The organism is Streptomyces sp. cg35 (assembly GCF_050410835.1).
Classification (GTDB): Bacteria; Actinomycetota; Actinomycetes; order Streptomycetales; family Streptomycetaceae; genus Streptomyces.
Map to the genome: position 1 here is coordinate 4,284,396 of NZ_CP191268.1, position 24,473 is coordinate 4,308,868.

General features: G+C 71.2%; 26 protein-coding genes. 7 read left to right on the forward strand and 19 right to left on the reverse strand.

The features are described from left to right. Window positions 1–5: 5 nt before the first annotated feature. From ACQUQD_RS19420 to ACQUQD_RS19465, 10 genes are all read right to left on the reverse strand, one after another. Window positions 6–1,172 carry a MalY/PatB family protein gene (locus tag ACQUQD_RS19420; protein WP_428953376.1) on the reverse strand — a complete coding sequence of 389 codons (1,167 nt, stop codon included), beginning with the start codon at window positions 1,170–1,172 and terminating at the stop codon, window positions 6–8. Between the two features lie 72 nt (window positions 1,173–1,244). Next, on the reverse strand, window positions 1,245–2,276 hold the full coding sequence (fbaA, locus tag ACQUQD_RS19425) for a class II fructose-bisphosphate aldolase (RefSeq protein ID WP_428953377.1): 1,032 nt from the start codon (window positions 2,274–2,276) through the stop codon (window positions 1,245–1,247). Window positions 2,277–2,465: 189 nt separating this feature from the next. Continuing rightward, entirely contained in the window at window positions 2,466–3,020 is a 555-nt protein-coding gene (pyrE, locus tag ACQUQD_RS19430) for an orotate phosphoribosyltransferase (RefSeq protein ID WP_428953378.1), read from the reverse strand. Window positions 3,021–3,044: 24 nt separating this feature from the next. Beyond that, a complete protein-coding gene (locus tag ACQUQD_RS19435) occupies window positions 3,045–3,833 on the reverse strand; it encodes an aldose 1-epimerase (protein ID WP_428953379.1) in 789 nt (262 codons plus the stop codon). A 35-nt stretch (window positions 3,834–3,868) separates the two neighbouring features. Next, entirely contained in the window at window positions 3,869–4,693 is an 825-nt protein-coding gene (locus tag ACQUQD_RS19440; RefSeq protein ID WP_428953380.1) for an SRPBCC family protein, read from the reverse strand. Between the two features lie 178 nt (window positions 4,694–4,871). Next, a complete protein-coding gene (locus ACQUQD_RS19445; protein ID WP_428953381.1) occupies window positions 4,872–6,404 on the reverse strand; it encodes a polyamine aminopropyltransferase in 1,533 nt (510 codons plus the stop codon). A gap of 98 nt (window positions 6,405–6,502) precedes the next feature. Further along, the gene (locus ACQUQD_RS19450; RefSeq protein WP_428953382.1) at window positions 6,503–7,027 is read right to left on the reverse strand and encodes a DUF2617 family protein; all 525 of its coding nucleotides are present in this window, start codon (window positions 7,025–7,027) and stop codon (window positions 6,503–6,505) included. A gap of 335 nt (window positions 7,028–7,362) precedes the next feature. Next, complete coding sequence (locus ACQUQD_RS19455; protein WP_428953383.1) at window positions 7,363–7,674, reverse strand: hypothetical protein; 312 nt, start codon at window positions 7,672–7,674, stop codon at window positions 7,363–7,365. Window positions 7,675–7,861: 187 nt separating this feature from the next. Beyond that, window positions 7,862–8,572 (reverse strand): GAF and ANTAR domain-containing protein, encoded by a 711-nt coding sequence (locus ACQUQD_RS19460; protein ID WP_428953384.1) that lies wholly within the window; start codon window positions 8,570–8,572, stop codon window positions 7,862–7,864. Between the two features lie 65 nt (window positions 8,573–8,637). Beyond that, window positions 8,638–9,372 (reverse strand): ANTAR domain-containing protein, encoded by a 735-nt coding sequence (locus tag ACQUQD_RS19465; RefSeq protein WP_428953385.1) that lies wholly within the window; start codon window positions 9,370–9,372, stop codon window positions 8,638–8,640. A gap of 333 nt (window positions 9,373–9,705) precedes the next feature. Between ACQUQD_RS19465 and ACQUQD_RS19470 the strand changes: the two genes are divergently transcribed. Together ACQUQD_RS19470 and ACQUQD_RS19475 are read left to right on the forward strand one after the other, a co-directional pair. Further along, entirely contained in the window at window positions 9,706–10,899 is a 1,194-nt protein-coding gene (locus ACQUQD_RS19470) for a pyridoxal phosphate-dependent aminotransferase (RefSeq protein ID WP_428953386.1), read from the forward strand. A 70-nt stretch (window positions 10,900–10,969) separates the two neighbouring features. Further along, the gene (locus ACQUQD_RS19475; protein WP_428953387.1) at window positions 10,970–12,160 is read left to right on the forward strand and encodes a hypothetical protein; all 1,191 of its coding nucleotides are present in this window, start codon (window positions 10,970–10,972) and stop codon (window positions 12,158–12,160) included. Window positions 12,161–12,182: 22 nt separating this feature from the next. Here ACQUQD_RS19475 and ACQUQD_RS19480 read toward each other — a convergent pair whose 3' ends face one another. Then, window positions 12,183–12,719, reverse strand: a complete 537-nt coding sequence (locus ACQUQD_RS19480; RefSeq protein ID WP_428953388.1) for a YbjN domain-containing protein — start codon at window positions 12,717–12,719, stop codon at window positions 12,183–12,185. Window positions 12,720–12,833: 114 nt separating this feature from the next. Beyond that, entirely contained in the window at window positions 12,834–15,431 is a 2,598-nt protein-coding gene (clpB, locus tag ACQUQD_RS19485) for an ATP-dependent chaperone ClpB (RefSeq protein WP_428953389.1), read from the reverse strand. Window positions 15,432–15,534: 103 nt separating this feature from the next. Here clpB and ACQUQD_RS19490 point away from each other — a divergent pair, with 103 nt between their 5' ends. Beyond that, window positions 15,535–15,954 (forward strand): PPOX class F420-dependent oxidoreductase, encoded by a 420-nt coding sequence (locus ACQUQD_RS19490; RefSeq protein ID WP_428953390.1) that lies wholly within the window; start codon window positions 15,535–15,537, stop codon window positions 15,952–15,954. Between the two features lie 134 nt (window positions 15,955–16,088). On the opposite strand, the gene ACQUQD_RS19495 is transcribed toward ACQUQD_RS19490, so the two are convergent. Both ACQUQD_RS19495 and ACQUQD_RS19500 read right to left on the reverse strand, forming a co-directional pair. Next, window positions 16,089–16,433: a hypothetical protein gene (locus tag ACQUQD_RS19495; protein ID WP_428953391.1), complete on the reverse strand. Its 345-nt coding sequence runs from the start codon at window positions 16,431–16,433 to the stop codon at window positions 16,089–16,091. Next, window positions 16,430–16,819 carry a hypothetical protein gene (locus tag ACQUQD_RS19500; protein ID WP_428953392.1) on the reverse strand — a complete coding sequence of 130 codons (390 nt, stop codon included), beginning with the start codon at window positions 16,817–16,819 and terminating at the stop codon, window positions 16,430–16,432. The genes ACQUQD_RS19495 and ACQUQD_RS19500 overlap by 4 nt, the downstream gene beginning before the upstream one ends. Before the next feature lie 131 nt (window positions 16,820–16,950). On the opposite strand from ACQUQD_RS19500, the gene ACQUQD_RS19505 reads away from it, so the two are divergent. After that, on the forward strand, window positions 16,951–17,934 hold the full coding sequence (locus ACQUQD_RS19505) for a helix-turn-helix transcriptional regulator (RefSeq protein ID WP_428953393.1): 984 nt from the start codon (window positions 16,951–16,953) through the stop codon (window positions 17,932–17,934). A 48-nt stretch (window positions 17,935–17,982) separates the two neighbouring features. Beyond that, window positions 17,983–18,957 carry a LuxR C-terminal-related transcriptional regulator gene (locus ACQUQD_RS19510; RefSeq protein WP_428957601.1) on the forward strand — a complete coding sequence of 325 codons (975 nt, stop codon included), beginning with the start codon at window positions 17,983–17,985 and terminating at the stop codon, window positions 18,955–18,957. Between the two features lie 272 nt (window positions 18,958–19,229). Here ACQUQD_RS19510 and ACQUQD_RS19515 read toward each other — a convergent pair whose 3' ends face one another. The 4 genes from ACQUQD_RS19515 to ACQUQD_RS19530 all read right to left on the reverse strand — a co-directional run bounded on the left by ACQUQD_RS19515 (window position 19,230) and on the right by ACQUQD_RS19530 (window position 22,717). After that, window positions 19,230–20,351, reverse strand: a complete 1,122-nt coding sequence (locus ACQUQD_RS19515; RefSeq protein ID WP_428953394.1) for a substrate-binding domain-containing protein — start codon at window positions 20,349–20,351, stop codon at window positions 19,230–19,232. A 182-nt stretch (window positions 20,352–20,533) separates the two neighbouring features. After that, the gene (locus ACQUQD_RS19520) at window positions 20,534–20,914 is read right to left on the reverse strand and encodes a nuclear transport factor 2 family protein (RefSeq protein ID WP_428953395.1); all 381 of its coding nucleotides are present in this window, start codon (window positions 20,912–20,914) and stop codon (window positions 20,534–20,536) included. Between the two features lie 295 nt (window positions 20,915–21,209). Further along, window positions 21,210–22,010 (reverse strand): helix-turn-helix domain-containing protein, encoded by an 801-nt coding sequence (locus ACQUQD_RS19525; protein ID WP_428953396.1) that lies wholly within the window; start codon window positions 22,008–22,010, stop codon window positions 21,210–21,212. Window positions 22,011–22,171: 161 nt separating this feature from the next. Beyond that, window positions 22,172–22,717, reverse strand: a complete 546-nt coding sequence (locus ACQUQD_RS19530; protein ID WP_428953397.1) for an ATP-binding protein — start codon at window positions 22,715–22,717, stop codon at window positions 22,172–22,174. 167 nt (window positions 22,718–22,884) lie between these two features. Here ACQUQD_RS19530 and ACQUQD_RS19535 point away from each other — a divergent pair, with 167 nt between their 5' ends. Further along, the gene (locus ACQUQD_RS19535; protein ID WP_428953398.1) at window positions 22,885–23,733 is read left to right on the forward strand and encodes a helix-turn-helix domain-containing protein; all 849 of its coding nucleotides are present in this window, start codon (window positions 22,885–22,887) and stop codon (window positions 23,731–23,733) included. Beyond that, window positions 23,730–23,957: a DUF397 domain-containing protein gene (locus tag ACQUQD_RS19540; RefSeq protein ID WP_428953399.1), complete on the forward strand. Its 228-nt coding sequence runs from the start codon at window positions 23,730–23,732 to the stop codon at window positions 23,955–23,957. The genes ACQUQD_RS19535 and ACQUQD_RS19540 overlap by 4 nt, the downstream gene beginning before the upstream one ends. Here ACQUQD_RS19540 and ACQUQD_RS19545 read toward each other — a convergent pair. Continuing rightward, a complete protein-coding gene (locus ACQUQD_RS19545) occupies window positions 23,924–24,442 on the reverse strand; it encodes a GNAT family N-acetyltransferase (protein ID WP_428953400.1) in 519 nt (172 codons plus the stop codon). The genes ACQUQD_RS19540 and ACQUQD_RS19545 overlap by 34 nt on opposite strands. Window positions 24,443–24,473: the final 31 nt, after the last annotated feature.

A 24,473-nucleotide genomic window follows, 5' to 3' on the forward strand; every position in this document is an offset into this window, starting at 1 on the left:
GCCAATCAGTCACCTGCGGTGAGCGTCCGCACGGCCCGCACCACCGCGTCGATCCCGGCCTCCGCCTTGGCGCGCGGACAGCCGAGATTCAGCCGCACGAAACCGGGAGCGCCGTACGTGCCGCCCGGCATGACGGCGACTTTCTCCTGCTCGACGAGGATGCGCTGCAGTTCCTCGTCCGCCGTGACGCCGAGCGGGCGCAGATCGATCCAGGCCAGATATCCGGCCTGCGGGACACGCCACTTCAGCTCGGGGAAGGCCGCGTCGAGCCGCTCCTCCAGCAGCCGCAGATTGCCGTACGTGTACGCGCGCAGGGCATCCAGCCACGCGCCGCCCTCGCGGTACGCGGCGACGTGGGCCGTGAGCGAGAGCACGGCCGGGGAGGCGAGGCCCTCGCCGGTGTTCATCCGGCGGACGAACTCGGCGTGGTCGTCCGGGTCCCCGATGAACCCGTAACTTCCGCTGAGCGCGGGGAAGTTGAAGGACTTCGTGGCCGAGGTGACCAGCGCCCAGCGCAGCCCGTCGGCGTACCGCGTCCACGGCAGGTGCAGGTGTCCGTCGTGGGTCAGGTCGGCGTGTATCTCGTCGCTGATCACCGCCACGTCGTGGGTCCGCGCGAGGTCCGCGAGGCGCCGCAGCTCGGTGTCCGTCCACACGCGCCCGGTCGGGTTGTGCGGCGAGCAGAGGATCAGGACGCGGCTGTCCGGGCGGGCCAGCTCCCGTTCCAGACCGGCCCAGTCGTCGACCCCGACGGTGCGCATCTCGCGCCCGAGGCCGGTGACCGCCTTGCGGAAGCCGTCGTAGGTCGGCGCGTGCAGGACGACGCCGTCGCCCGGTCCGGTCCACATGCGCAGCAGCTGGGAGACCTGGTTGAGGACGGACGGCGCGTACACCAGCCGGTCGACGTCGACCTCGGTGGCGTACCGGGTGCGGAACCAGTCGCGTATCGCTCCGCGGAAGTCCTCGTTCTGCCAGTCCGTGTAGCCGAACACGCCGTGCGCGAGCCGGGTGCCGAGGGCGCCGAGCACCTCGGGCGCGCACGCGAAGTCCATGTCGGAGATGGTGAACGGCAGCAGGTCCGGCACCGGGAAGCGGTCCGTGATGCCGTCCCACTGCACGCACCAGGTGCCGTGCCGGTCGACGGGGGTGTCGAAGTCGTACGTCGGCGTCACTGCATACCTCCGGGCATGGCACGGGCCCGGCACCCCGAAGGAACGCCGGGCCCGCACACGGGCTGATACGGGTTACTTGATGCGCGTACCCGTCGAACGCAGGCTCTCGCAGGCCTCGACGATGCGGGCGGTCATGCCCGTCTCGGCCTTCTTGCCCCACACGCGCGGGTCGTACGTCTTCTTGTTGCCGACCTCGCCGTCGACCTTCAGGACGCCGTCGTAGTTCTCGAACATGTGGCCCGCGATCGGGCGGGTGAAGGCGTACTGGGTGTCGGTGTCGAGGTTCATCTTCACGACGCCGTTCTCCAGCGCGGTGCGGATCTCCTCCAGGGTGGAGCCCGAGCCGCCGTGGAAGACGAAGTCGAACGGCTTGGAGCCGGCCGGCTTGCCGTACTTCTCGGCGATGCCCGCGTTCAGCTCGGCGAGCAGGTCGGGGCGGAGCACGACGTTGCCCGGCTTGTACACGCCGTGCACGTTGCCGAACGAGGCGGCCAGCAGGTAGCGGCCCTTCTCGCCCAGGCCGAGGGCCTCGACGGTGCGCACCGCGTCGTCGACCGTGGTGTAGAGGTTGTCGTTGATCTCGTGCGAGACGCCGTCCTCCTCACCGCCGGTCGGGGTGATCTCGATCTCCAGGATGATGTGCGCGGCCTTGGCCTTGGCGAGCAGCTCCTGGGCGATGTCCAGGTTGTCGGCGAGGGTCTCGGCCGAGCCGTCCCACATGTGCGACTGGAACAGCGGGTTCTTGCCCTCGGCCACGCGGGCCGCGGAGATGTCGAGCAGCGGGCGCACGTAGCCGTCCAGCTTGCCCTTGGGGCAGTGGTCGGTGTGCAGCGCGATCTTGTTCGGGTAGCGCTCGGCGACGACGTGCGCGAACTCGGCGAGGGCGACGGCGCCCGGCACCATGTCCTTCACGCCCTGGCCCGACAGGTACTCGGCGCCACCGGTCGAGATCTGGATGATGCCGTCGGACTCGGCCTCCGCGAAGCCCTGCAGCGCGGCGTTCAGGGTCTGCGTCGACGAGACGTTGATGGCCGGGTAGGCGAACTTCCCCGCCTTGGCCCGGTCGAGCATCTCGTTGTACTGATCCGGGGTTGCGATGGCCATCTGCCGACTCCTCGTGAAGCGCGCGATTGCGGGTTTGGGTTGTTCAGGTGTCTCGACCGGTGGTCCGACCCTCACCAAGCACCATGGGGTGACATCATCGTCGCCCCCATCCTTCCAGACTTGCGCGAATGCTCCAGTCCGGGGAAGGCCTGACATGGCGGGTCATAGGACCTGGCCCGAGGTCCGGCCTCAGTCGAGGCCGAGCTCGTCCTTCGAGAACGCGAAGAGGTACGGGACCCCGGCGCCCTCGGTGATCTTCTCGGCGGCGCCGGTGGCCCGGTCCACGATGGTGGCGACGCCGACGACCTCGGCGCCCGCCTCGCGCACCGCCTGGACGGCCTCCAGCGGGGAGCCGCCGGTCGTGGACGTGTCCTCGACGACGAGCACCCGACGGCCCTTGATGTCCGGACCCTCGACCCGGCGCTGCATGCCGTGCGCCTTGGCGGCCTTGCGGACGACGAACGCGTCCAGCCGCTCGCCGCGGGCGGCGGAGGCGTGCAGCATCGCGCCGGCGACGGGGTCGGCGCCCATGGTCAGGCCGCCCACCGCGTCGAAGTCCAGGTCGGCGGTCAGGTCGAGCAGCACCTGGCCGACGAGCGGGGCGGCCTCGCCGTCGAGGGTGACGCGGCGCAGGTCGACGTAGTAGTCGGCCTCCAGACCGGAGGAGAGCGTCACCTTGCCGTGCACCACGGCCTTGTCCTTGATCTGCTGGAGCAGCGCGTCGCGCACGTCGTTCGTCGTCATGCCTACGAGCTTAAAGGCCCGGTTTTACGGCCGCCGCCAGGTCCATGTGGTGCTCGCCTCCAGCGGCTCGACCGGGGTGACCAGGCGGGGCGCGGTGTTCAGCCCGTTCGGCGGGCCGGTCTGCGGTTCGACGCACACCGCCGCCTCCTGCTCGTCGTAGACGACGACCCACTGCTCGCGGCTCTTCACGTTCACCTCCAGCTCGCCGGGCCAGGTCAGCGTGACGTCGACGCCGTCGGGCATGCCGAAGCAGTCGTCCCACGGCTGGGGCTGTACGTCGATGCGCTTGCCGGTGGGCAGATGGTCCTCGCCGCGCTGCTCCTGCCAGGCGGCGTCGAAGGCGATCTCCACCTGGGAGTCGCCCAGCTGCCGGTTGAACCAGGGGTGCCAGCCGGCCTGCGCGGGGAACGAGTCGCCGTACGTCTCGATGCCCAGGGTCAGGGTCAGCGAGTCCTCGGTGAGGGCGACCAGCTGCGTGACCCGGCCGGTGTACGGCCAGGGCTCGGCGAGGTCGTACGTGAACACGGCCTCGGTGTCGCTGACGCGCGCGGTGGTCCACTCGGCGTCGCGGGCGAAGCCGTGGATGGCGTGCGGCGGGGAGTTCAGCGGCATCTGGTGGACGTGCGTGCCGTCCCGGAAGCGGCCGTCCCTGATGCGCCCGCACCACGGCACCATCGGGAAGCAGCCGTAGCGCTCGCCCTGCCGCAGCAGTTCGGTGCCGGCGATCCTCAGACTGCTCACCCGGCAGCCGTTGCCCGGCGCCACGGTCACTTCCGCGTCGCCCGCGGTCAGCGTCGTTTCCTTTGTCGTCACGACGCCGACCCTATGACCCGGGCCTCCCGGCCGCGCTACCGGCGCCTGCGCAGGGCCCGGCCGACGACGATCGCCGAGGCGACCGCGAGGGCGGCGGCGGGCGCGGCCCAGCGCAGCGTGGCGCTCGCGGTGACGCCCTCCGGCGCGGGCACCGGGGCGTACCGGCCGCGCGGCGGCGCGTGGTCGACCTCCTCGGCGCTGCGGCCGATCATCGTGCGGCGGGCGTGGGCGGCGGCGGGCTCGGCCGGGAGGTCGCCGGTGCTCTCCGCGACCTCGATGCCGTCGAGGTCGGCCATCTCCTCGATGCCGTCGATCACGCCGGCGTCGGCCCCGGGGGCCAGGGAGGACGGCGGCACCTCGGTCTCGTGGACGGACACGTGCTGCTCCGCGGGGGTGTCCGTGTCGTCCCGCGGTTCCTCGTCCGGTTCCTCGGAGCCGGGCTCCTGGACCGCCGCGCCGAGGTTCCCCGCGAAACGGTTCAGCAGTCGGTGGGCCGCCGATTCCACGGCGTCCTGCGGGAGTTCGGCGACGCGGCCGTCGCCGGAGGCGGTGCCGGTGAAGACCAGGGCGCAGCCGCCGCCGGACGCGGCGACGCGGGCGCTCAGCGCGAACTTCACGCCGCCCGTGCCACGGGCCTCGGTGGCGTCGCCGGTCACGGCGAACGAGCCGTCGGACGCCTCCGTGACGCGGACGGTGCCGCGGTACGTGATGGCGTGCCCGCCGATCCGTACCTTCAGGCGGCCTCCCTCGCCGGAGGCGTCACGCTGGAACCCGGGCAGCGCCCGGGCCACGCGGAGGGGATCGCAGAGCACCGCCCGTAGGGACTCCGCCGGAACCGGAACGAACACCTCATGCTCCATGCCACCCGAGCCTAGCGACTCCGTCGGGAACGGGGGTCCTCTTCGCCGTTGCGGGTACGGATCGCTGCGGGTTCCGGCCGGTGGGGGCTGGTCGCGCCGTTCCCTCAGGGGCGCGGGGAACTGCGCGAGAAGCCCCACCGGGCCGCACCCGGCGACGCACACGACACCCCCACGGCGTCTAGCTCCCGTACCGCGGATGCACCAGCGTCGACGGGGCGTACCCCCGGCCCGGCCGGATCACCCGCACACCTGACACCCCGGCCGGCGTCTCCCACCCGCCGAGAACGAACCCCGCATCCCCGGCCCCCCGATAGGCCACCACCCGCAACCCCGCGGAGCGAACCGTCGACTCGACCGTCCAGAACCGCCCCGACACCGCCCCGCCGTGCACCACGACCCGCCCGCGAGGGCCGAGCACCCGCCCCACCAGCCCGTAGAACTCCTGCGAGTACAGCTTCGTACTGTCCGTGCGGCCGGGGTCGGGCAGATCGCAGACGACCACGTCGTAGGGGACGGCCCGGCGCACCGCGCGCAGCCGGCTGAAGACGTCCCCCGTGGTCACGCGCACCCGCGGATCGTTCAGCGCCCGCCCGTTCAGGGAGGTGAGCCGCGGATCGGTGCGGGCGAGGCGTACGACCCCGGGGTCGGTGTCGACGACGTCCACCCGGCGCACCCCGGGGTGGCGCAGCACCTCGCGCACGGCGAGCCCGTCCCCGCCGCCGAGCACGAGGACCCGGGCGTGCGGCGCGCCGCGCATCGCGGGGTCGACGAGCGCCGCGTGGTAGCGGGCCTCGTCGCGGCCGCTGACCCGCAGCTGCCCGTCGAGGTACAGGTCGACGGGGCCGTGCTCGCCCCCGGCCAGCACGACCTCCTGCTCCCCGGTCCGCTCGGCGACCCGGATGTGCGCGCCGAACATGGCCTGCCGCGCGGCCCGCTCGAAGTCGTCGACGAGGACCCAGGCGGCGGCGAGCAGGCCGAGCACCGTGACGTTGGCGACGAGCAGCAGCCAGCGGCCCCGGGTGCTCAGGTCCCGCCGGAACAGGCCGAGCACGAGGGCGCCCCCGGCCACCGCGTTGACCGCGCCGGTCAGCAGGGCGCCGGTGAGCTGGCCGAGCATCGGCAGCAGCAGGAACGGGAAGGCGAGGCCGCCCACCAGCGCGCCGACGTAGTCCGCCGCGAACAGGTCGGCGACGGCGCCGCCCGGGTCCTGCCGTCTGATCCGCTGGATGAGCACCATCAGCAGGGGCACCTCGGCGCCGATCAGCACCCCGATCCCGAGGGAGAAGGCGACCAGCAGCCAGCGCGGGCCGTCGCTCCAGGCCCCGCCCCAGCCGCCGGTCCACGCGAACACGGCGTACAGCGCCATCGCGCTGCAGCCGCCGACGAGCGCGAGCGCGGCCTCGACCAGGCCGAACCCGGCGGCGGCGCGCAGCCGCAGGCGCTTGGCGGCGAGCGAGCCGAGGCCCATCGCGAAGACCATGACGGACAGCACGACGGAGGCCTGGGTGACCGAGTCGCCCATCAGGTACGAGGCCAGCGCGACCAGTTCGAGCTCGTAGACGAGTCCGCAGGCCGCGCAGACGAAGACGCAGGCCAGCACGAGGAACCGGCCGGTGCCCGGCTTCACGGGGAGCGGGGCCCGGCCCGGCCCGCTGCGGGACCGGGACAGTCCGGGGCCCGCGGGCGGGGCGGGCACGTGCGGTTCGATCACGCCTGGAACGCTACGTCACCGTCCGACTCCACCCGGTCACCCACACGTGTGGAACCGGCGCGTGGCACGCATACTCCCCGCCCCGCCCTCGGTGAGAACTACAGTGCGGCGGCGAGCGGCATCCGTACTCCCACCCGGCTGCGGGTGGCGACGAGTTGACCGTCCTGCGGATAGGCGTGCCAGGTGCGCCACTGCACCTGGCCCTCGTGGCGCTGGGCGAGCATCGCCGTGAAGGCGTGCGGGCTGCCGGGGAAGACGCCCGCCAGCCCGTTCGGGTGGTCGGCGACCAGGGCCAGCAGCTCCTGGGCCCGTCCGGCGAACTGACCAGCCGTCAAATGTTCGACTCGGGCGGCGAATTCGTACTCCCAGTCGCCGACCCGCTTGGCGACGCCGAGCGGCAGCGGGGTGCTGCTGCCGGGGATACAGGCGACGGTCTCGGAACAGCTGCCCTGCTCCTCCTCGAGAAGTACCTGGTGGGAGGCGCCGAGGAGCCTCAACTGAAGCTTCGCACCGGCAAGTTCGAGGTCGAGGGAGGCGAGCGCGGGAAGCGGCTCGCGGCCCAGGGCCCAGGCCAGATCGGCCGCACTCGTGTCGGTGTAGGCGGTGTTCAGGGTCGTGAGCATGGGTCGGCTCCGCTGGCACGCAGGGGGAGATGGGGCCGGCTACGTCATAGGGACCGGCTCGTGCCCACGAGAACGCGTTGAGAACGTAGTACGAGGGCTGAGTTGACGGTTAAGAGGGAATCATGAGCGGTGGCGGCGTCACAGCGTTTTTACCCAACTTCGGAGGGTTTCCATCCCCCCGAGGGCTGCACAGCTCAACTGTTCAACTGTCGCGGTCATCTTTCGTGACCGATGCACCACCGGCCGGGTGTCAAGGGGAACGTGCGTGCGGCCCACGCGGACCGACTGCCCCGTGTCAGTCGTCTCCGCGCGGGCCGCACGCCCCGGGTCCGGCGTCAGCTGCCGCCGCCGCACCCTCCCCCGCCGCCGCACGACGAGCCGCCGCCGCAGGAGCTGCCGCCGCCGCACGAGGATCCGCCGCCGCACGACGAGTGGTGCCCGCCGTGATGGCCGGACGAACCGGAAGAACACGAGGAACCGCCGACGGCCCCGCCGCCGCCGGCCCACCAGCTGCCGCTGCTGCGCGAACCGCTGGAACGCTTCTTGAGAGATGTACGCGACGAGCGGCCGCTGCCGCCCGCCCGGGCCGTTCCGACGACGATGGCGACGACCACTGCCACGAAGACCACGATGACGACTGCTTCCATCACCGGTCCTCCTTTCTCGTTCCCCCGAATCCCCCGAGGGGCGCCCCGAGCGGGGCGTGTGAGGGGGATGCCCGTGCCCGTACGCGGTCAAAGCAGAGTTGAGGAACTCCAGAGGTTTCCGGGTACGCGAAAGCCCCTGGCCTGCCGCGGAGGCGGAACCAGGGGCCATGGTGGCCGAGCGGGCCGTCTAAGGGCGGTCCGGTTCGAGCTCGATGCGGCCCGCGAGGATGTCGCGCGCCACGTCGAGCACGGGCCGGCCGTGCCGGTAGGCGTGTCCTCGGAGGCGGAGCAGAGCGTCCTCGATGGGCAGCCCCAGGTGGACGGTGAGGACGCCGGCGGCTTGGTGGAGCTCGACGCGGTGCAGCTCAAGGCCGTTGGCCTGCAGGCCGGTTTCGGTGGTCATGGCTGCGGGCGGGGTGCTCAGCAGGAGGTCCAGGGCCACTTGGGCGAAGCGGGCCATGTTGCGTTGCTGTTCCGTTGGGAAGGGGCCCGGGGTGGTCTGGTAGCCGGTCAGCGCGCCCGCGGCGATGACACCCAGGAGCAGCGGGGTGGCGATGACGGCGCGTGCCGGGGTGCGGCAGGCGGCGGGCGTGAAGAGGGGCCAGCGGGCGGTGGCGGACAGGTCGACTTCGGTGACGGTGCGGCGGGTGCGAACGGCATCCAGGGTGGGGCCTTCGCCGAGGGTGTACTGGAGGTCTTCGAGAACGGGCCCCATGGGGTCGGCGGGATCGGCCCAGAGCAGTTCCAACTGGCCGCCGGAAGAGATGAAGCTCAAGGTCAGGGCATCCAGGTGCAGCAGGCGGGCAGCGGTGGCCGCAGGCACTGCGGACAGGTTCTGGCTGTCGCGCGCGGCCCGACGCAGTCGTGAGACGAGGTCTGCCGACTCATCACGAGACATCACGTGTTCCCTTCCGGACCGCACGCAGCAGGAAGGAAACCAGCGTGCCCGGCGTGGGACCGGGCTCACGGGGCCGGGACGAGGTCATGGGGAATGTCGCCCAGGGCGATCCGGGTCGACAGCACGGTGAGCTTCTGCCCCCGGGCGCGGGCGTGGGCCCGCAGCCGGGTGAACGCCTCGTCCACGCTGACGTTCAGGGTGGCCGAAAGCACCCCCTTGGCCTGCTCGATCACCAAGCGGCTGTCCAGCGCGGTCTGCAACTGGGCGACGACCTCGTCCCGGCCGGCCAGCAGCCGCTGGTGCGTCAGGGCCACAGCAGCGGCCTTCGCCAGGACGTCGGCCAGTTCGAGGTCCCGGCTGGTGACGTAAGGCGGTCCCGCCATCATCAGGTTGAGTGCTCCGAAGGTCATGTGCGGCAGAGGCAGCCTCACCGCGGCGACGGCCCTGATACCCACGCGGCGGGCGCGGAAAGTGAACCGGGGCCAGCGTTCCGCGGCCCACGGGCTGGTCAGCAGGGTCAGCGGCAGGGACTGCTCGGTCCTGACACTGTCCAGGCACGGCCCTTCGTCCAGCTCGATCTGGTCCTCCTCCAGGCCGGCGCACGTCATGTCGGAGGCAGTGACGTAGACGACCTGGCCCTGCTCGTTCCGGACCGTGATTCCGGCGCAGCGCACCGGCAGCAGAGCGACCGCCTGCGCGGTCAGATCGTGCAGCAATTCGAGCGGATCGAAGCCTTCGGGACGGTGAGCGAGGTCGAGAACAGCCCGGGCGACGTACAGGTTGAGGTCGTTGGTAGGCATGGCGTTCCTGCCGATCAGCGGTCTCCCGCTTCCGCGACAGCGACAGCGACAGCGACAGGGACCGGGCACGACCCGTCCGGCAGCGAGAGAGAGGCGGCTCCGTAGAAGAGCCATGACGTGCCCGCTGACAGGGATTACGCGTATTCGCCTCTTGTCCCGGGTCTGCCCGTCCAAGGGCGCCACTTCAACCGGATCCGCCCGGTCCGCATGCCCTCACGGTTCACCTCCACGCTATACCCCGGCAGGGCATCGGAGGAGTGCTTCACGAGCCGGACTCATGAGCGAGCGGCGCCTCCCTCGGCAAGTTGAGGAACTCCAGGGGTTCGGCGCAGGATGGCGGCCATGACCGCCACGCCTGCCAGCCCGCGCCCGCTCCTCAACCGCCGGCTCGCCGAGTTCGGGACGACGATCTTCGCGGAGATGTCCGCGCTGGCCGTCTCGACCGGCGCCATCAACCTCGGCCAGGGCTTCCCCGACACCGACGGCCCCGAGCAGGTGCGCGAGGCGGCGGTGCGGGCGCTGCGCGACGGGCGCGGCAACCAGTACCCGCCGGGCCCGGGCGTCCCCGAACTGCGCACCGCGATCGCCGCGCACCAGGAGCGCCGCTACGGCATCGCGCTCGACCCCGACCGTGAGGTCCTGGTGACGGCGGGCGCGACCGAGGCCATCGCCGCCTCGCTGCTCGCGCTGGTCGAGCCCGGTGACGAGGTCGTCGCGTTCGAGCCGTACTACGACTCGTACGCGGCCTCGATCGCGCTGGCGGGCGGCACCCGCGTCCCCGTGACGCTGCGGCCGCACGACGGCTCGTTCCGCCTCGACCTGGACGAGCTGCGCGCCGCGATCACGCCCCGCACCCGGCTGCTGCTGATCAACACCCCGCACAACCCGACCGGCACCGTGCTGACCCGCGCCGAGCTGGCCGCCGTCGCCGAGCTGGCCGTCGAGCGGGATCTGCTCGTCGTCACCGACGAGGTCTACGAGCACCTGACCTTCGACGACGCCGAGCACGTGCCGCTCGCGACGCTGCCCGGGATGCGCGAGCGGACGGTGACGATCGGCTCCGCGGGCAAGACGTTCTCGTTCACCGGCTGGAAGGTCGGCTGGGTGACGGCGGCACCGGAGCTGGTCACGGCGGTGCGCTCGGCGAAGCAGTTCCTCACCTATGTCTCGTCCGGCCCGTTCCAGTACGCGGTCGCCGAGGCCCTCGCCCTGCCCGACTCCTACTTCGCGGACTTCCGGGCCGGTATGACGGCCAAGCGGGATCTGCTCGCGGCGGGCCTGGCGGACGCCGGGTTCGGCGTCTTCCGGCCGCAGGGCACGTACTTCGTCACGACCGACATCCGGCCGCTGGGCTTCGACGACGGCTTCGCGTTCTGCCGGGCGCTGCCCGAGCGGTGCGGCGTCGTCGCGATCCCGAACGCGGTGTTCTACGACGACCGGGAGGCCGGCGCCCCGTTCGTCCGGTTCGCGTTCTGCAAGCGGGACGACGTACTGGCGGACGCCGTCGGACGGCTCAAGCAGCTCTGAGGCCCCGCGGCCGCCCCCGTCTGGCCGCGCCCGAATCGCGGGCGCGGCACGGGCATCGCAGGGTTCGGATGTGACCGAGCAGAGCACCGCCGTTCTTGACACCCCCTCAGCCACCGCCGGATCCCGGGCCCTGCCGCGCCTGCGCCCGTCCGGCGCGGCCCGCGCCCTCGGCCTGTTCGCCGCCGCCCGGCTCACCGGCATGCTCGCCGTCGCCGCCGCGGCCCGGCTGAGCGACCAGCGGCCCCTCACCCTGCTCGGCCGGTCCTGGGACTCCGAGTGGTACCTCGGCATCGCCGCGCACGGCTACGGCGTCCGCACCCTGTACTTCGAGCCCGGCGTCGTCCACAGCGACCTGGCGTTCTTCCCGCTGTACCCGGCGCTGATCCGGGCCCTGCACGGGGCGCTCCCGCTCGGCGCCGGGACCTGCGCCCTGCTGATCGCGTGGGCCGCGACGCTCGCCGCCGCCCTCGGCGTCTACCGGATCGGCACCCTCCTGCACGGCCGCACGGTGGCCACCCTGCTCGTCGTCCTGTGGGGCCTGCTGCCGCACTCGGTCGTGCTGTCCATGGCCTACACCGAGCCGGTCCTCACGGCGCTGGCCGCGTGGTCGCTGTACGCGGTGCTGCGCGGGCGCTGGCTGTGGGCGGGTTCGCTGGCCGCGCTCGCCGGCCTGTCCCGGCCGAACGGTTCCGCGGTCGCCGCGGCGGTCCTGGTCACCGCCGGGTACGAGATGGTGCGGCGGCGCGGCCGGGTTCCCCACAGGCTGTGGACGGGCGCGCTGCTCGCGCCGGCCGGCTGGGCCGCGTACGTGCTGTGGGTCGGGCTCCGGAAGGGCGATCCGCTCGGCGGGTACTTCGCGGTGCAGCGCGGCTGGGGCTCGACGTTCGACTTCGGGGCCGGTTCGGCCCGGTTCGCGAAGCGGATGCTGCTGGACGGGGACCGGTTCGTGTTCGCGATGACGCTGGTGATCGTGGCGGTGGGGGTGCTGCTGTTCGCCCTGCTGCTCCTGGACCGCGCCCCGCTGCCGCTGCTCGTGTACAGCGGCGTCCTGCTCCTCGTCGCCGTCGGCGGCTCCGGCTTCTTCGAGTCCAAGCCGCGCTTCCTGCTGCCCGCGTTCCCGCTGCTGCTGCCGCTGGCCTGTGCCCTGGCCAGAACGGCGAGAGCCCGGCCTGCGCACGCCCTCCTGGTGGTGGGCGTACTGGCCGGGCTCTCGGTGACGTACGGGACGTATCTGATCGTCTACGCCCACACGCCCCTGTAGCTGGAGGGGGTCGACCGGAAGGTCACTCCTCGCCGTCGTCCTGCGGCTTCTCGGCGGAGTCGACCTCGGACTCCAGGCCGAGCTGCTCCACGAGCCAGCGGTCGAACTCGATCGCGGCGCGCACCCAGCTGACGGTCGACGACACGAAGTGCTCCAGGGAGACACCGGTGCCGATCAGCATCTGGGCCTCGCCGATGAGGCGGACCGTGCCGTCGTCGTGGGTGTGGCTGTAGACCTTGGGCCACAGGGTGCGCCGGTTCCAGTCGTCGATGGACTCCAGGAGCTGCGGCTTCACCTCGATCGTGTGCGGCCGGTCGTAGAACGTCCGCACCGAGAAGACCTGCTGGTCGCCCTCGCCGCGGAACATGAAGTACGTACGGAACTCTTCCCACGGCGCGGCGAGGTCGCCCTCGTCGTCGAGGACGTACTTGAGCTCCATCTGCTCCAGGAGCTGCTTGACGAGATCCTGGTCGGGGATGACGGGGCCTGCCGGTCCCGCCCCCTGCTGCGGTTCGGGCTGTCCCCCGAAGTTCGGAATCGAGGACGGGTCGATGCTCACGTGCTTGGTCCCTTCGTATGGCTGGGGCCCATCCTCTCCCACGGGGCCCCCCGGGGGGCAAGCCCGGAAGGCCTGTCCGCCGGGTTTTGGCCGTTCGCCGACTGCGGACGGTCGCTACAGCGTCTTGCCGGTGGCGGGGCCGACCAGGAGGCCGTCGCCGAAGGCGTCGACGCGGACCGTGTCCCCGTCCTTGACCTCGCCCGACAGGATCTCCCTGGCGAGCCGGTCGCCGATGGCCGTCTGCACCAGGCGGCGCAGCGGGCGCGCTCCGTAGGCCGGATCGTTGCCCTCCTCGGCGAGCCAGGTGAGGGCGGCGTCGCTGACGTCGAGCGTGAGGCGCCGCTCGGCGAGGCGCTTGGCCAGCCGGTCGATCTGCAGGCCCGCGATGCGCCGCAGCTCGTCCTTGTCCAGGGCGGAGAAGACCACCAGGTCGTCGAGGCGGTTGAGGAACTCCGGCTTGAACGAGGCCCGTACGACGTCGAGCACCTGCTGCCGCTTCTCGTCCTCGCCGGTGAGCGGGTCGACGAGGAACTGCGAGCCCAGGTTCGAGGTCAGGATCAGGATGGTGTTGCGGAAGTCGACCGTGCGGCCCTGGCCGTCGGTGAGCCGTCCGTCGTCGAGCACCTGGAGCAGGACGTCGAAGACCTCCGGGTGCGCCTTCTCGACCTCGTCGAGCAGCACGACCGAGTACGGCCTGCGGCGCACCGCCTCGGTGAGCTGGCCGCCCTCCTCGTACCCGACGTAGCCGGGCGGGGCGCCGACGAGCCGCGCGACGCTGTGCTTCTCGCCGTACTCGCTCATGTCGATGCGGATCATGGCCCGCTCGTCGTCGAAGAGGAAGTCGGCGAGGGCCTTGGCGAGCTCGGTCTTGCCGACGCCGGTCGGGCCGAGGAAGAGGAACGATCCGGTCGGCCGGTCGGGGTCGGCGATCCCGGCGCGGGTGCGCCGGACGGCGTCCGACACGGCGCGCACGGCCTCGCTCTGTCCGATGAGGCGCTTGCCGAGCTCGTCCTCCATGCGCAGCAGCTTCTGCGTCTCGCCCTCCAGGAGGCGCCCGGCGGGGATGCCGGTCCACGACGCGACGACGTCGGCGATGTCGTCGGGCCCGACCTCCTCCTTCACCATGGTGTCCCTGGCGACCTCCTCCTCGGCGGCGGAGGCTTCCTCCAAGTCCCGCTCCAGGGTGGGGATCTCGCCGTAGAGCAGCTTGCTGGCGGTGTCGAAGTCGCCGTCGCGCTGGGCGCGCTCGGCCTGCCCGCGCAGCTCGTCGAGCTTCTCCTTCAGTTCACCGACGCGGTTGAGGGACTGCTTCTCCTTCTCCCAGCGGGCGGTGAGACCGCGCAGCTCCTCCTCCTTGTCGGCGAGGTCGCGGCGCAGCTTCTCCAGGCGCTGCCGGCTGGCCGGGTCGGTCTCCTTGCCGATGGCCAGCTCCTCCATCTTCAACCGGTCGACGGCGCGCTGGAGTTCGTCGATCTCGACGGGGGACGAGTCGATCTCCATGCGCAGCCGGGACGCGGCCTCGTCGACGAGGTCGATGGCCTTGTCGGGGAGGAAGCGGGAGGTGATGTACCGGTCGGAGAGGGTGGCGGCGGCGACGAGCGCGCTGTCGGCGATCTGGACCTTGTGGTGGGCCTCGTAGCGTCCCTTGAGGCCGCGCAGGATGGCGATGGAGTCCTCGACGCTCGGCTCGGCGACCAGCACCTGCTGGAAGCGGCGCTCCAGAGCGGGGTCCTTCTCGATGCGCTCGCGGTACTCGTCGAGGGTCGTCGCGCCGACCATGCGCAGCTCACCGCGGGCGAGCATGGGCTTGAGCATGTTCCCCGCGTCCATGGCGGAGTCGCCGCCGGCGCCCGCGCCGACGACGGTGTGCAGCTCGTCGATGAACGTGATGACCTGCCCGTCGCTCTCCTTGATCTCGGAGAGGACGGTCTTGAGCCGCTCCTCGAACTCGCCGCGGTACTTCGCGCCCGCGACCATGGCGCCGAGGTCGAGCGAGACGAGCCGCTTGTCCTTCAGGGACTCCGGCACGTCGCCCTTCACGATGCGCTGGGCGAGGCCCTCGACGACGGCGGTCTTGCCGACGCCGGGCTCACCGATGAGCACGGGGTTGTTCTTCGTGCGCCGCGACAGCACCTGCACGACCCGGCGGATCTCCTGATCGCGTCCGATGACGGGGTCGAGCCGGCCCTCGCGGGCGGCGGCGGTGAAATCGGTACCGAACTTCTCCAGGGCCTTGTACGAACCCTCGGGGTCGGGTGTGGTCACCCGGCGCCCTCCCCTGCTCTTGGTGAATGCCTCGGCCAGCTTCTTCGCACCGGCCCCGTTCGCGGTCAGCACCTCGCCGGCCGCTCCGCCCTTGGCGGCGATGCCGATCAGCAGGTGCTCGGTGGAGAGGTAGTCGTCGCCCAGGTCCTTGGCGCGGGCGCCGGCGTCGGCGAGGACGGCGAGCATCTCGCGGCTGGGCTGCGGCGGCGCGACGGTCGACCCGGTCACGCTCGGCAGCCCGGCGAGCACCCGCTCGGCCCCGGCCCGCACCTGCGCCTGGTCGGCGTCGACGGCGGCCAGCAGGTCGGTGATGTTCTCGTTGTCCTGCCCCTCCAGCAGGGCGAGCAGGAGATGCGCCGGGGTCAGATCCGGGTGCCCCCCGGACACGGCCCGACTGCTGGCCGCGTTGATCGCGTCACGGCTCCGGTTCGTCAGCTCGGCGTCCACGTACCTGTCTCCTTCTGCGTCACGCCACGGTCAGATCTGACCTGTCCAACGTACACAAAGTTGAGTCTATTCCACTCAAGGTAGGGAGGATAGATTCCCGGTCATGGCCAAAAAGATCGACCTGGACGCCCCCGGCACCGCCTTCCTCAGCTTCTGGCGGGAGCGGCATCTGTGCACGCTGACGACCCTGCGCCCGGACGGCACGCCGCACGTCGTCCCGGTCGGCGTGACCTACGACGCGGAGCAGCGGGTGGCCCGCGTCATCACGAGCGGGACCACGCGGAAGGTCGCCCACGTCCTGGCGGGGCGGGAACCGGCGCGGGTCGCGGTCTGCCAGGTCGACGGCCGGCGCTGGGCGACCCTGGAGGGCACGGCGACCGTCCGCACGGACCCGGACTCGGTCGCGGACGCCGAGCGCCGGTACGCCGAGCGCTACAGCCGCGCCCCGCGCCCGAACCCGGAGCGCGTCGTCATCGAGATCGCGGTGGACCGGGGCACGGGCAACGCCGTCTTCGACGACTGAGAGCCCTGCGCGAGGCTCCGGCCCGGCGGCGCGAACCGCGCACAAAACTGCAGCGGCGCCACCGTGTTCAGGTCCACGGTGACGCCGCTGCGGGGGGAAGCACCTGCGCGATCTGTTACGACGGGGGAATCGCGTCAGGCACTGCGGGGGGTGGCAGAGGTAGAGCCGGTGTGCGAGGCCCCGGGCCCCGCGTCCCCGACCAGCTGGTGATCACGCTGGTCGAGGTTGACGAAGATCATTCCGTACCGGACGACGGTCCGCACCGGCTGCGGTGCGCCGCGGGGGCGACGCAGACACCGGTACGCCTTGACGTCGTCCTCGTCGTCCCGCACCACGATGATCGGCTCTCCGAAGAGGGTGACCATGAGGGAGTCACCCGGGTTCGGAATCGCCGTCACGAGGTCGATCGTGTGCCAGCCGGACCGGTAGGCGATCGCCATCTCGCGGCGCAGGGTCCTGTCGTCGGGCGGAGTGATCATGCGGCGGCGTCCGTCGGTGCGGAGTTCCAGACGGGGTCCTGCTGCGCCGCCGAGTTCAGCGGTGCGGAGTTCCAGATCGCGTCCGCGGGCTTCGCGTTCCAGACCGGGTCCTTCTGCACCACAGGGGCGAAGTCCCAGACCGGGTCCTGCTGCGCCGCCGAGGCCGCCGGCGCGGAGTTCCAGATCGCGTCCGCGGGCTTCGCGTTCCAGACCGGGTCCTTCTGGGCCACCGCGGCCGCCGGCGCCGAGTTCCAGATCGCATCGCCGGGCGCCGCCTGAACCGTCGGCGCGGAGTTCCAGATCGCATCCGCCGGACCGACCGCACCGAAGACCAACCCGGCGGAGAAGGCGCCAGCAAGTGCTACGCCAAGTATTCCCTTACGCATAGTGGGTTTTGTCCTCACTTCCATGGCTTCTCTCCCCCGGCTCTCCATGACGATGGCTCATTCGGCCACGCAAACACCACAGGGTCGATGCATCATGTTCCTGCACGTTCAGGACCCTGGGGGGTGGAGCAATGCCATCAATAAGCTCAAACCGGGCACATCCACACGCCACGACCGAGCTGTGCGACGCAGGCAAGCAGTTGTACGCCGCCGCTCTGCGCTCAGGACGCATCGCGCGCACCGAAGTGACCTCGGCCCCCTGCCTCCTGGACCTCGCGCTCCTGCATCCTGATCCAGAAGATCCCGCCTGGCTCCGCCCGGTGGCGCCCTCCGCCGCACTCTCACAGCGTCTTCACCCGCTCGAACGCGAGATCCAGGAACGGAGGATCCTCGCGGTCGAACTCACCGACACCTTCGAGCCATTCTTGGCCATCAGTGCGCAGGCGCAACCCACCATGCACACCATCACGGTCCTGGAGGGCAAAGAGCGGATCAACAACGCCATAGAAACCGCTCTCGCGGACTGCGCGTCCGAGATGCTCACGGTGCAGCCCGGCGGCGGCCGTGACGAGCACACTCTCACCAAAGCGCTGCAGATGGGGAAGGAGATAACCGACCGCGGCATCACCATGCGCACGCTCTACCAGCACACCGCGCGGCACAGCCACGGCACGCTCGCCTACGCGGAGGCGCTGGCCCAGGGCAACGTCGAGATACGCACGCTGGAGGAACTCATCGAGCGGCTGATCATCATCGATCGCTCCGTGGCGTTCATTCCCGCCCGCGAAGACCGCCACGCCGCACTGGAGTTGCGCCACGCCGGCCTCGTCGAGTACCTGGCGAACGTCTTCGAGCAGCTCTGGCAAAGGGCGGTGCCGCTGCTCGACGAGACCCCCTACGCCCCGCCGACCGACGGCATCACCGGCGTCCAGCGTTCCATCGCAAAGCTCCTCATCGAGGGCCACGTCGACGAGGCGATCGCGCGCCGCCTGGGCATGAACGTCCGTACGTGTCGAGCGCATATCGCCAAACTGGCCGCCGCCCTCGGCAGCGGGAGCCGCGCTCAGCTCGGCTATCTGATAGCCAGGTCAGGAATTCTCGAACGGGAGAACTGACGCGCCTGCCAGGAACCCCCACAGTCGGTCGAAGAGAGTCCACACGTGATCCCAGACGCCCACCAGCACGGACCCGAAGAGCTCTGCGAGGCCGGATCGAGTCTGTACGCCAGGACCCTGCGCGAGGGGCGTGTACATCGCGAGGAGGCCGAACCGGTCCCCTGCCTCGAGTCGTTCGGGCTGCTGCGCCGGGACACCGACGACCCGCAGTGGCTGCGCCCGGTGCCGCCGGCGGTCGTCCTGCCCGACCTGCTGAAGGCCGTCGAGGACGGCATCGCGCAACAGCGCCGCAAGGAAGCCCTGCTGGCGGAGACGTTCGCCCCGCTGATCGACCTCGCCGCGCAGCGTGCCTCGATCCCGAGCACCCCGATGATCGAGGTGCTGCTCGGGTTCCAGCGGATCAACGACGCGATCGGGGCGGCCATGGCCGTCTCCTCCAAGGAACTGCTGACCATCCAGCCCGGCGGGCAGAGACCGCCCGAGCTGCTCGCCTCCGCGCTCCCCCGGGAACAGGAGCTGCTGGCCCGCGGCTGCAGCATGCGGACCCTGTACCAGCACCCGTCCCGCCACTACCCGTCGATCATCGCGCACTACGAGCAGTTGCACGGCGACGTCCAGGTCCGCACCCTCGACGAGGTCACCGAGCGCCTCGTCATGCTGGACCGCACCGTGGCCTTCATCCCGGCCAACCCGGACCGCACCGTCGCCCTGGAGATCCGGCACCCGGCACTGATCGCCTATCTGGCCACCACGTTCGAGCGGCTGTGGCGGCTGGGCACGCCGATGTTCCCGCAGGCGGCCGACGAGGAGCCGACGTCGAACGGGGTCTCGGCCCGCCAGCGCACCATCGCGAAGCTGCTCATCGAGGGCCACACCGATGCCGTCATCGCCGAGCGCCTCGGCATGAACATCCGCACCGTCCGCGTCCACATCGCCAAGCTCGCCGCCACCCTCGGCAGCGCGAGCCGCGCCCAACTCGGCTTTCTCATAGGCCAGTCCGGGCTCCACGTGGGAGATCACTGACCGCGGCCCGCACCCCTGGCCGCCGCGCGCGAAGAGGCATGTTCTCAGCCAGTCGTCACACCCGCCGACCCGGCTCCCCGCGTCCCGGTGCCCACCCGGACGACCGCTTCACACCGCGCCTCAACAATGTGCGACTGCACACGCAGGGCCTCCTACGCGCACCGGAGCGGCGCCGCTCGGCCGGCCTCGACCTCCGTCCCGCGCACGGGACGTCATCGAGCGGCACACCGGCGGCGCGGCACCGCCCCGCTCCGCTGCTCCTTGTTCTGCTCCTACTTCAGACCGGCATCCGCGCACGCCGCCTCGTACTTCGGCGTGCAGATCTGCGACAGCTTGAAGATCTTGTCCTTCAGCACGGTCTGCTTGATGTTGTCGCGCTTGAGCGCGACGACGCTGATGCTCGCCGTGCGGATCTGCTTGTTCGTCGGGCTGTCGACGGTGTCCATCGCGAGGGCCTCGAACTCGATGTTGCGGCCCTGCGCGACCCGCACCGCCATCTCGGCGGCCGTCGCGGCCTCCTCCGGGTAGGGCTTGTAGACGCTCATGTACTGCTCGCCGGTCAGAATGCGCTGCACGGCGGCGAGTTCGGCGTCCTGGCCGGTGATCGGCGGCATCTTCGTGAGCCCGGCCTTCTTCAGCGCCTCGACCACCCCGCCGGCCATGCCGTCGTTCGCCGAGTACACGCCCGCGATGTTGGCGGCGCCGATGTCCGCGATGGCCCGCGCCATGTTGGCCTCGGCGTTCTGGGGCTTCCAGGCGACCGTGTCGTACGACTTGGCGACGGTCACCGCCTCCGTCAGCTCCGCGCGGGCGCTCTCCTTGAAGTCGGCCGCGTTCGGGTCGGTCGGCGAGCCGTTGATCATGACGATCTTGCTGCTCTTGGTGGCCTTGTCGCCGAGGGCCTGGACGAGCTCCTTGCCCTGGGTCTGGCCGACGAGCCCGTTGTCGAAGCCCACGTACGCGTCCACCGGGCCCTGGGCGAGCCGGTCGTAGGCGATGACGTGGATGCCCGCGTCCTTGGCCTTCTGCACCGAGGAGGCGATCACCTTCGCGTCGACGGCGTCGACGATCAGCGTGTCCACCTTCTTGGCGATCATCTCCGCCACCTGCCGGTTCTGCAGGTCGGCGTCCTCCCCGGCGTTGGCGTAGACCACCTGCCCCTGACCGCTGGTGAGTTTCTCCACCTGTCTCTTGATGATGGGGTAGTCGAACTTCTCGTAGCGTGCGGTCTCCTTCTCCGGCAGGAGCAGACCGATCTTGACATCGTTGCCCTTGCGCACCGGCGCGCTGCTGTCGCTGTCCCCGCCGGGCAGCAGACCACCACAGGCCGTGAGCGAGACCACCATGACGGATGCGGCGCCGGCCCACGCCGCGCATCGCATTCGCGTGTTCATTACGGATACCTCCCTGACGTGGCCGCGACGGTGCGGCCGAGGTGGCTCGAAGCCAACTCGGCCTCCCAAGCAGCGTCAAGAGGTGAAGCAACACCGCAACGAAACCGCATCCGTTACTTCCCCACATGAAGCCAGATACGGCGAATACCGGACATCTGTACCCGGCGGTAACACCCTTGGTGTCAGGCTCCGGCGGGCACCCGGTCGAGGAAGCCGTGCACGGCCCGGATCCGCCCGTCGTCGGCCAGCTCGATCACGTCGGACCCGGCGACGGGCGCCGTCCCGTCCGCCTCCGACACCAGCTCCCAGCCGAACCGGGCGATCCCGTGATGCCCGTCGACCGCGCCGAGCGGCCGGAAGGAGAAGCCGGGGAACTGCTCGTGCGCGGCGCCGATGACGGCCGCGATCCCGTCGTGCCCGGCGACGTCGGCGAGCGGGTCGGTGTACGTGCCGTCCTCGGTCCAGGCGGCGGCGACGGCCTTGGTCCGCTCCTCGGGGGTGCGCGCGTTCCATGCCTCGAAGTAGCGGGCGACGGCGTTCTCGTGGATGTCGGTTCCGGTCATGGCTCCAGCCCTCCTGAAGGGTGTCTCGGCAGGTCGTGGGAGCCGGAGCCCGAGCGGAGTGCGCCGCCCGGGTTCCGGTGACCTCAGAGTGCCGGGCGGGCCGGGGCCGGTCGATTACGTCACAGGTAAGGGCCTCCCGGACGGGCCCGGGGCGCACATCTTTACCTCCGCAGACCCCGGCACCACACTGATCACCCGCGCTCCGGGGCTTCCCTTTCCCACCCGGCTCCGCGGAGCAGCACCGGAGAGGAGAGATCGCGTGACCGCTCCGCCCGGCGGTCAGCGGTGAGAGCGGTCATCGTGGCGCGGGACGGCAGCCCGGGCAGCAACCCGGTTCCGGGCCCCGGTAGGCGTGGTCGCAGACGTCGCAGTTGTGGAGGGGATGCCGGACGGGTGGGGGTGCGGCGGCTGCGCCGAACGCGGGTGTTCTGGGCGGGAGTTGGGCTGTCAGGCGGTGCGCGATGAACGCCGCCGGACGGTGGACGGGGCGGTCCTGCGGCAGGTCACGGACCAGGGCGCGGCGGACGGCCGACGGGGTCAGGTCCCGTTCCAGCCAGGCGGCCACGCCGGGTGCGAGGCGTTCGGCGTCGCGGGTGGAGAGGGTGAGGCGGGCGTCGGCGCGGTGCAGGCCGGCGAGGACTTCGGTGGCCGCCTTGAGGAGAGCGGGGCCCGGGGTGTGTTCCGGGTGGGGGACCGTGAGGGGCCGGGGCTTCTTCTTCGGCGGGGGCGGTCGGTGCCTCGCCGGGGCCTCGGGTGTCGCGCCCGGCCGATTGCAGGAGACCGTACGGGTACGGACCCGCCCGTCGGGGGTGCGGTGCCGCTCGCGCCGCAGGTAGCCGTGGGTCTCCAGTTCGCGCAGGGCGGCCGCGATCCGGGTGGTGCCCTCCGGGAAACGCGCGGCGAGCGTGCGGACGTCGGCGCGGGCCCCGGCCGGGAGCGACTGGATGTGGACGGCGAGGCCGATCGCGAGGCCCGAGAGGTCACGGTGCTGGGCGAGGTGGTTGCCGATGACCGTGAAACGGGTGTGATGGCGGGCATTGTCGTGGACGATGCCGCCCGGGGCGTGTGAGGCCGCGCTAGGGTGCTGGGTATCCATCAGGAAGGGTCTGCTTCCTCGGTGGTCAGGCCCTCGCATCGGGATTGCCGTCCCGGCGGGGGCCGTCGCATGTCTGTGGTTGTGGTGGACGTGGCGCTGTTGCTGCCGGTCGTGAGCGTAGAGGGCGCAAAGGGCCCGTGCGCAAGCTGAGTTGGCACCCTTCACCCGTCCGTGTGGCGGCGGGAGGTGGGGTGGGGCTTGGCCTGGTTTCTTTCCCCCTCGACCGTTCCTTTGAGGTTGTCGTCCACGTCACCGGCGTACGGGTTTCCGGGCGCCGGTCGCGGTCGCCGCACGAGGTCGAGTTCGGCCCACACGGTCTTACGGGGAGCGGGCCCGTCCGTGACGCCCCAGCGGTCGGTGAGTGCCGCTACGAGCACGAGCCCGCGCCCTGACTCGGCCGTGGGCGGCGGAAGTCGGGCCTCGGGCACGCGGTCGCCCCGCGCGTCGGCCACCTCGATCCGCAGGGCTCCCCCGGTGACGTAGAGGCTGAGCCGGAAGTCGCGGCCGGGCAGCCGGCCGTGCGTGACCGCGTTCGCGGCGAGTTCGGCGACGACGTGCGCTGCCGCGTCGGGGTCGAGGGGCAGGCCCCAGGTACGGAGCTGCTCGACAGCGAGGAGGCGGGCGAGGCGGGCTCCGCGGGGCGTGGGTGACAGCTGCACATTGAAGTGGCGGCCGGTGCGCGGGAGTTCGACGATTTCTGGGTTCACGTCACTCAGCGTGGCCGGGCCCTCGTACGCTCACCAGCGACATGCCCGTCACGTACGGCGACTGTCCAGCGTTTGTCCAGAGCTGTACAGGCTGTCCAGAGTGCCATGGGGGTACGGACGTTGACGGTACGTGGCCGGGGAGCGGGACGGGCTGGAGGTGCGCGCGGATGACCGAGGCGACGGAGGGTGACGGCTGGGAGGTCGACCCCGACGACGAACAGGGTGCGGCCGTAATTTCCATGGTGGGGCGGCAGTTGAAGGCCCGGCGGGAGGCCATGGGCCTGCGCGTGCCGGAGCTCGGGGAGGCAATGGGCTACGGGGAGGGCCTGATCTACAAGGTCGAGGCGGGAAAGCGGATTCCTCGACCGGAGTTCCTCGACAAGGCGGACGAAGCACTGGAGGCAGGCGGGCTCATCAAGGCGATGAAGTCTGATGTGGCGGAGGTCCGGTACCCGAAGAAGGTGCGGGATCTGGCACGGATGGAGGCCAGGGCCATCGACGTCCAGTGGTACGGCGCTCATGACATCCACGGTCTGTTGCAGACCGAGGGGTACATGCGCGCACTGTTCGAGATGCGGCAGCCCGCGTACACGCCGGGCGAAGTGGATCGCGTGACGGCGGCGCGGCTGGCACGGCAGTCGGTGTTCGCGCGGGAACCTGCTCCCGCGTTCAGTTTCGTACTGGAGGAAGTCACGCTGCGGCGCCCGCTCGGAGGCAGAATGGTGTTGCGCGGCCAGCTCGAACGCCTGCTGGAAATCGGGCAGTTGCGCAACGTGTCGCTTCAGGTCATGCCGATCGACAGGGAAGAGCACGCCGGGGTGGACGGAAGCATCACGATGCTGAGGTTCGGGGACGGTACTGCTGTGGGGCGCTCGCCGGGCGTCGCTGCGGGGCGACCGATCGACGACCCGAAACAGCTCCGGGTCCTCGAACTGCGCTATGGCATGATCCGGGCCCAGGCCCTCACCCCGAGAGAGTCGCGGGCCTTCACCGAGCAACTGCTGGGAGAAACATGAACCGCAAGGTCTCCGCCGGAGATGGCGCCGAACTGCACTGGCGGAAGAGCAGCTACAGCAGCAACGGCAGCGAAGGGGACTGCGTCGAGATCGCCCACACCCCCGGCACCACCCACATCCGCGACTCGAAGAACCCCCACCGCCCCCACCTCACCGTGAGCGGCGCGACCTGGGTCGGGTTCCTCGCGGGTCAGCCCTGGAACTCGGTCAGGTCGATCGCGTAGAGCCGGAGGCCATCCGCCTCGCCGGTCGGTGTCAGGCCCAGCTTGCCCAGGACCTTCGGCGAGGACGTGTCGCCGTCGGCGATGGCGGCGACGACGCGGTCGATGCCCCGGTCCTGGAGGGCGAACTCCAGGGAGGCGTGCGCGGCCTCGGACGCGTACCCCTGGCCCCAGAACTGGCGCCCGAGCCGCCACTGGATACCGATGTGCCCGGCGACCGGCGCCGGGGCGTCCGGCACGTACAGGCCGACCGCGCCCGCCAGCTCGCCGGAGCCGAGCAGCTCGACGGCGAAGACGCCGAAGCCCTCGTCGTCCCACTCCTCCTCCCAGCGCTCGATGTCCTCGGCGGTCTCGTCGAGGGAGCGCGGGGCGCCGTCGCCGATGTGCTGCATCACGGCGGGGTCGGCCTGGATCTCGGCGAGGGGCGCCAGGTCGTCGTCGGGCGACCAGCGGCGCAGGAGCAGGCGGGGGGTGTGGATCTCGGTCATGTACCCATCCTGCGCCACGAGGGCGTCATCG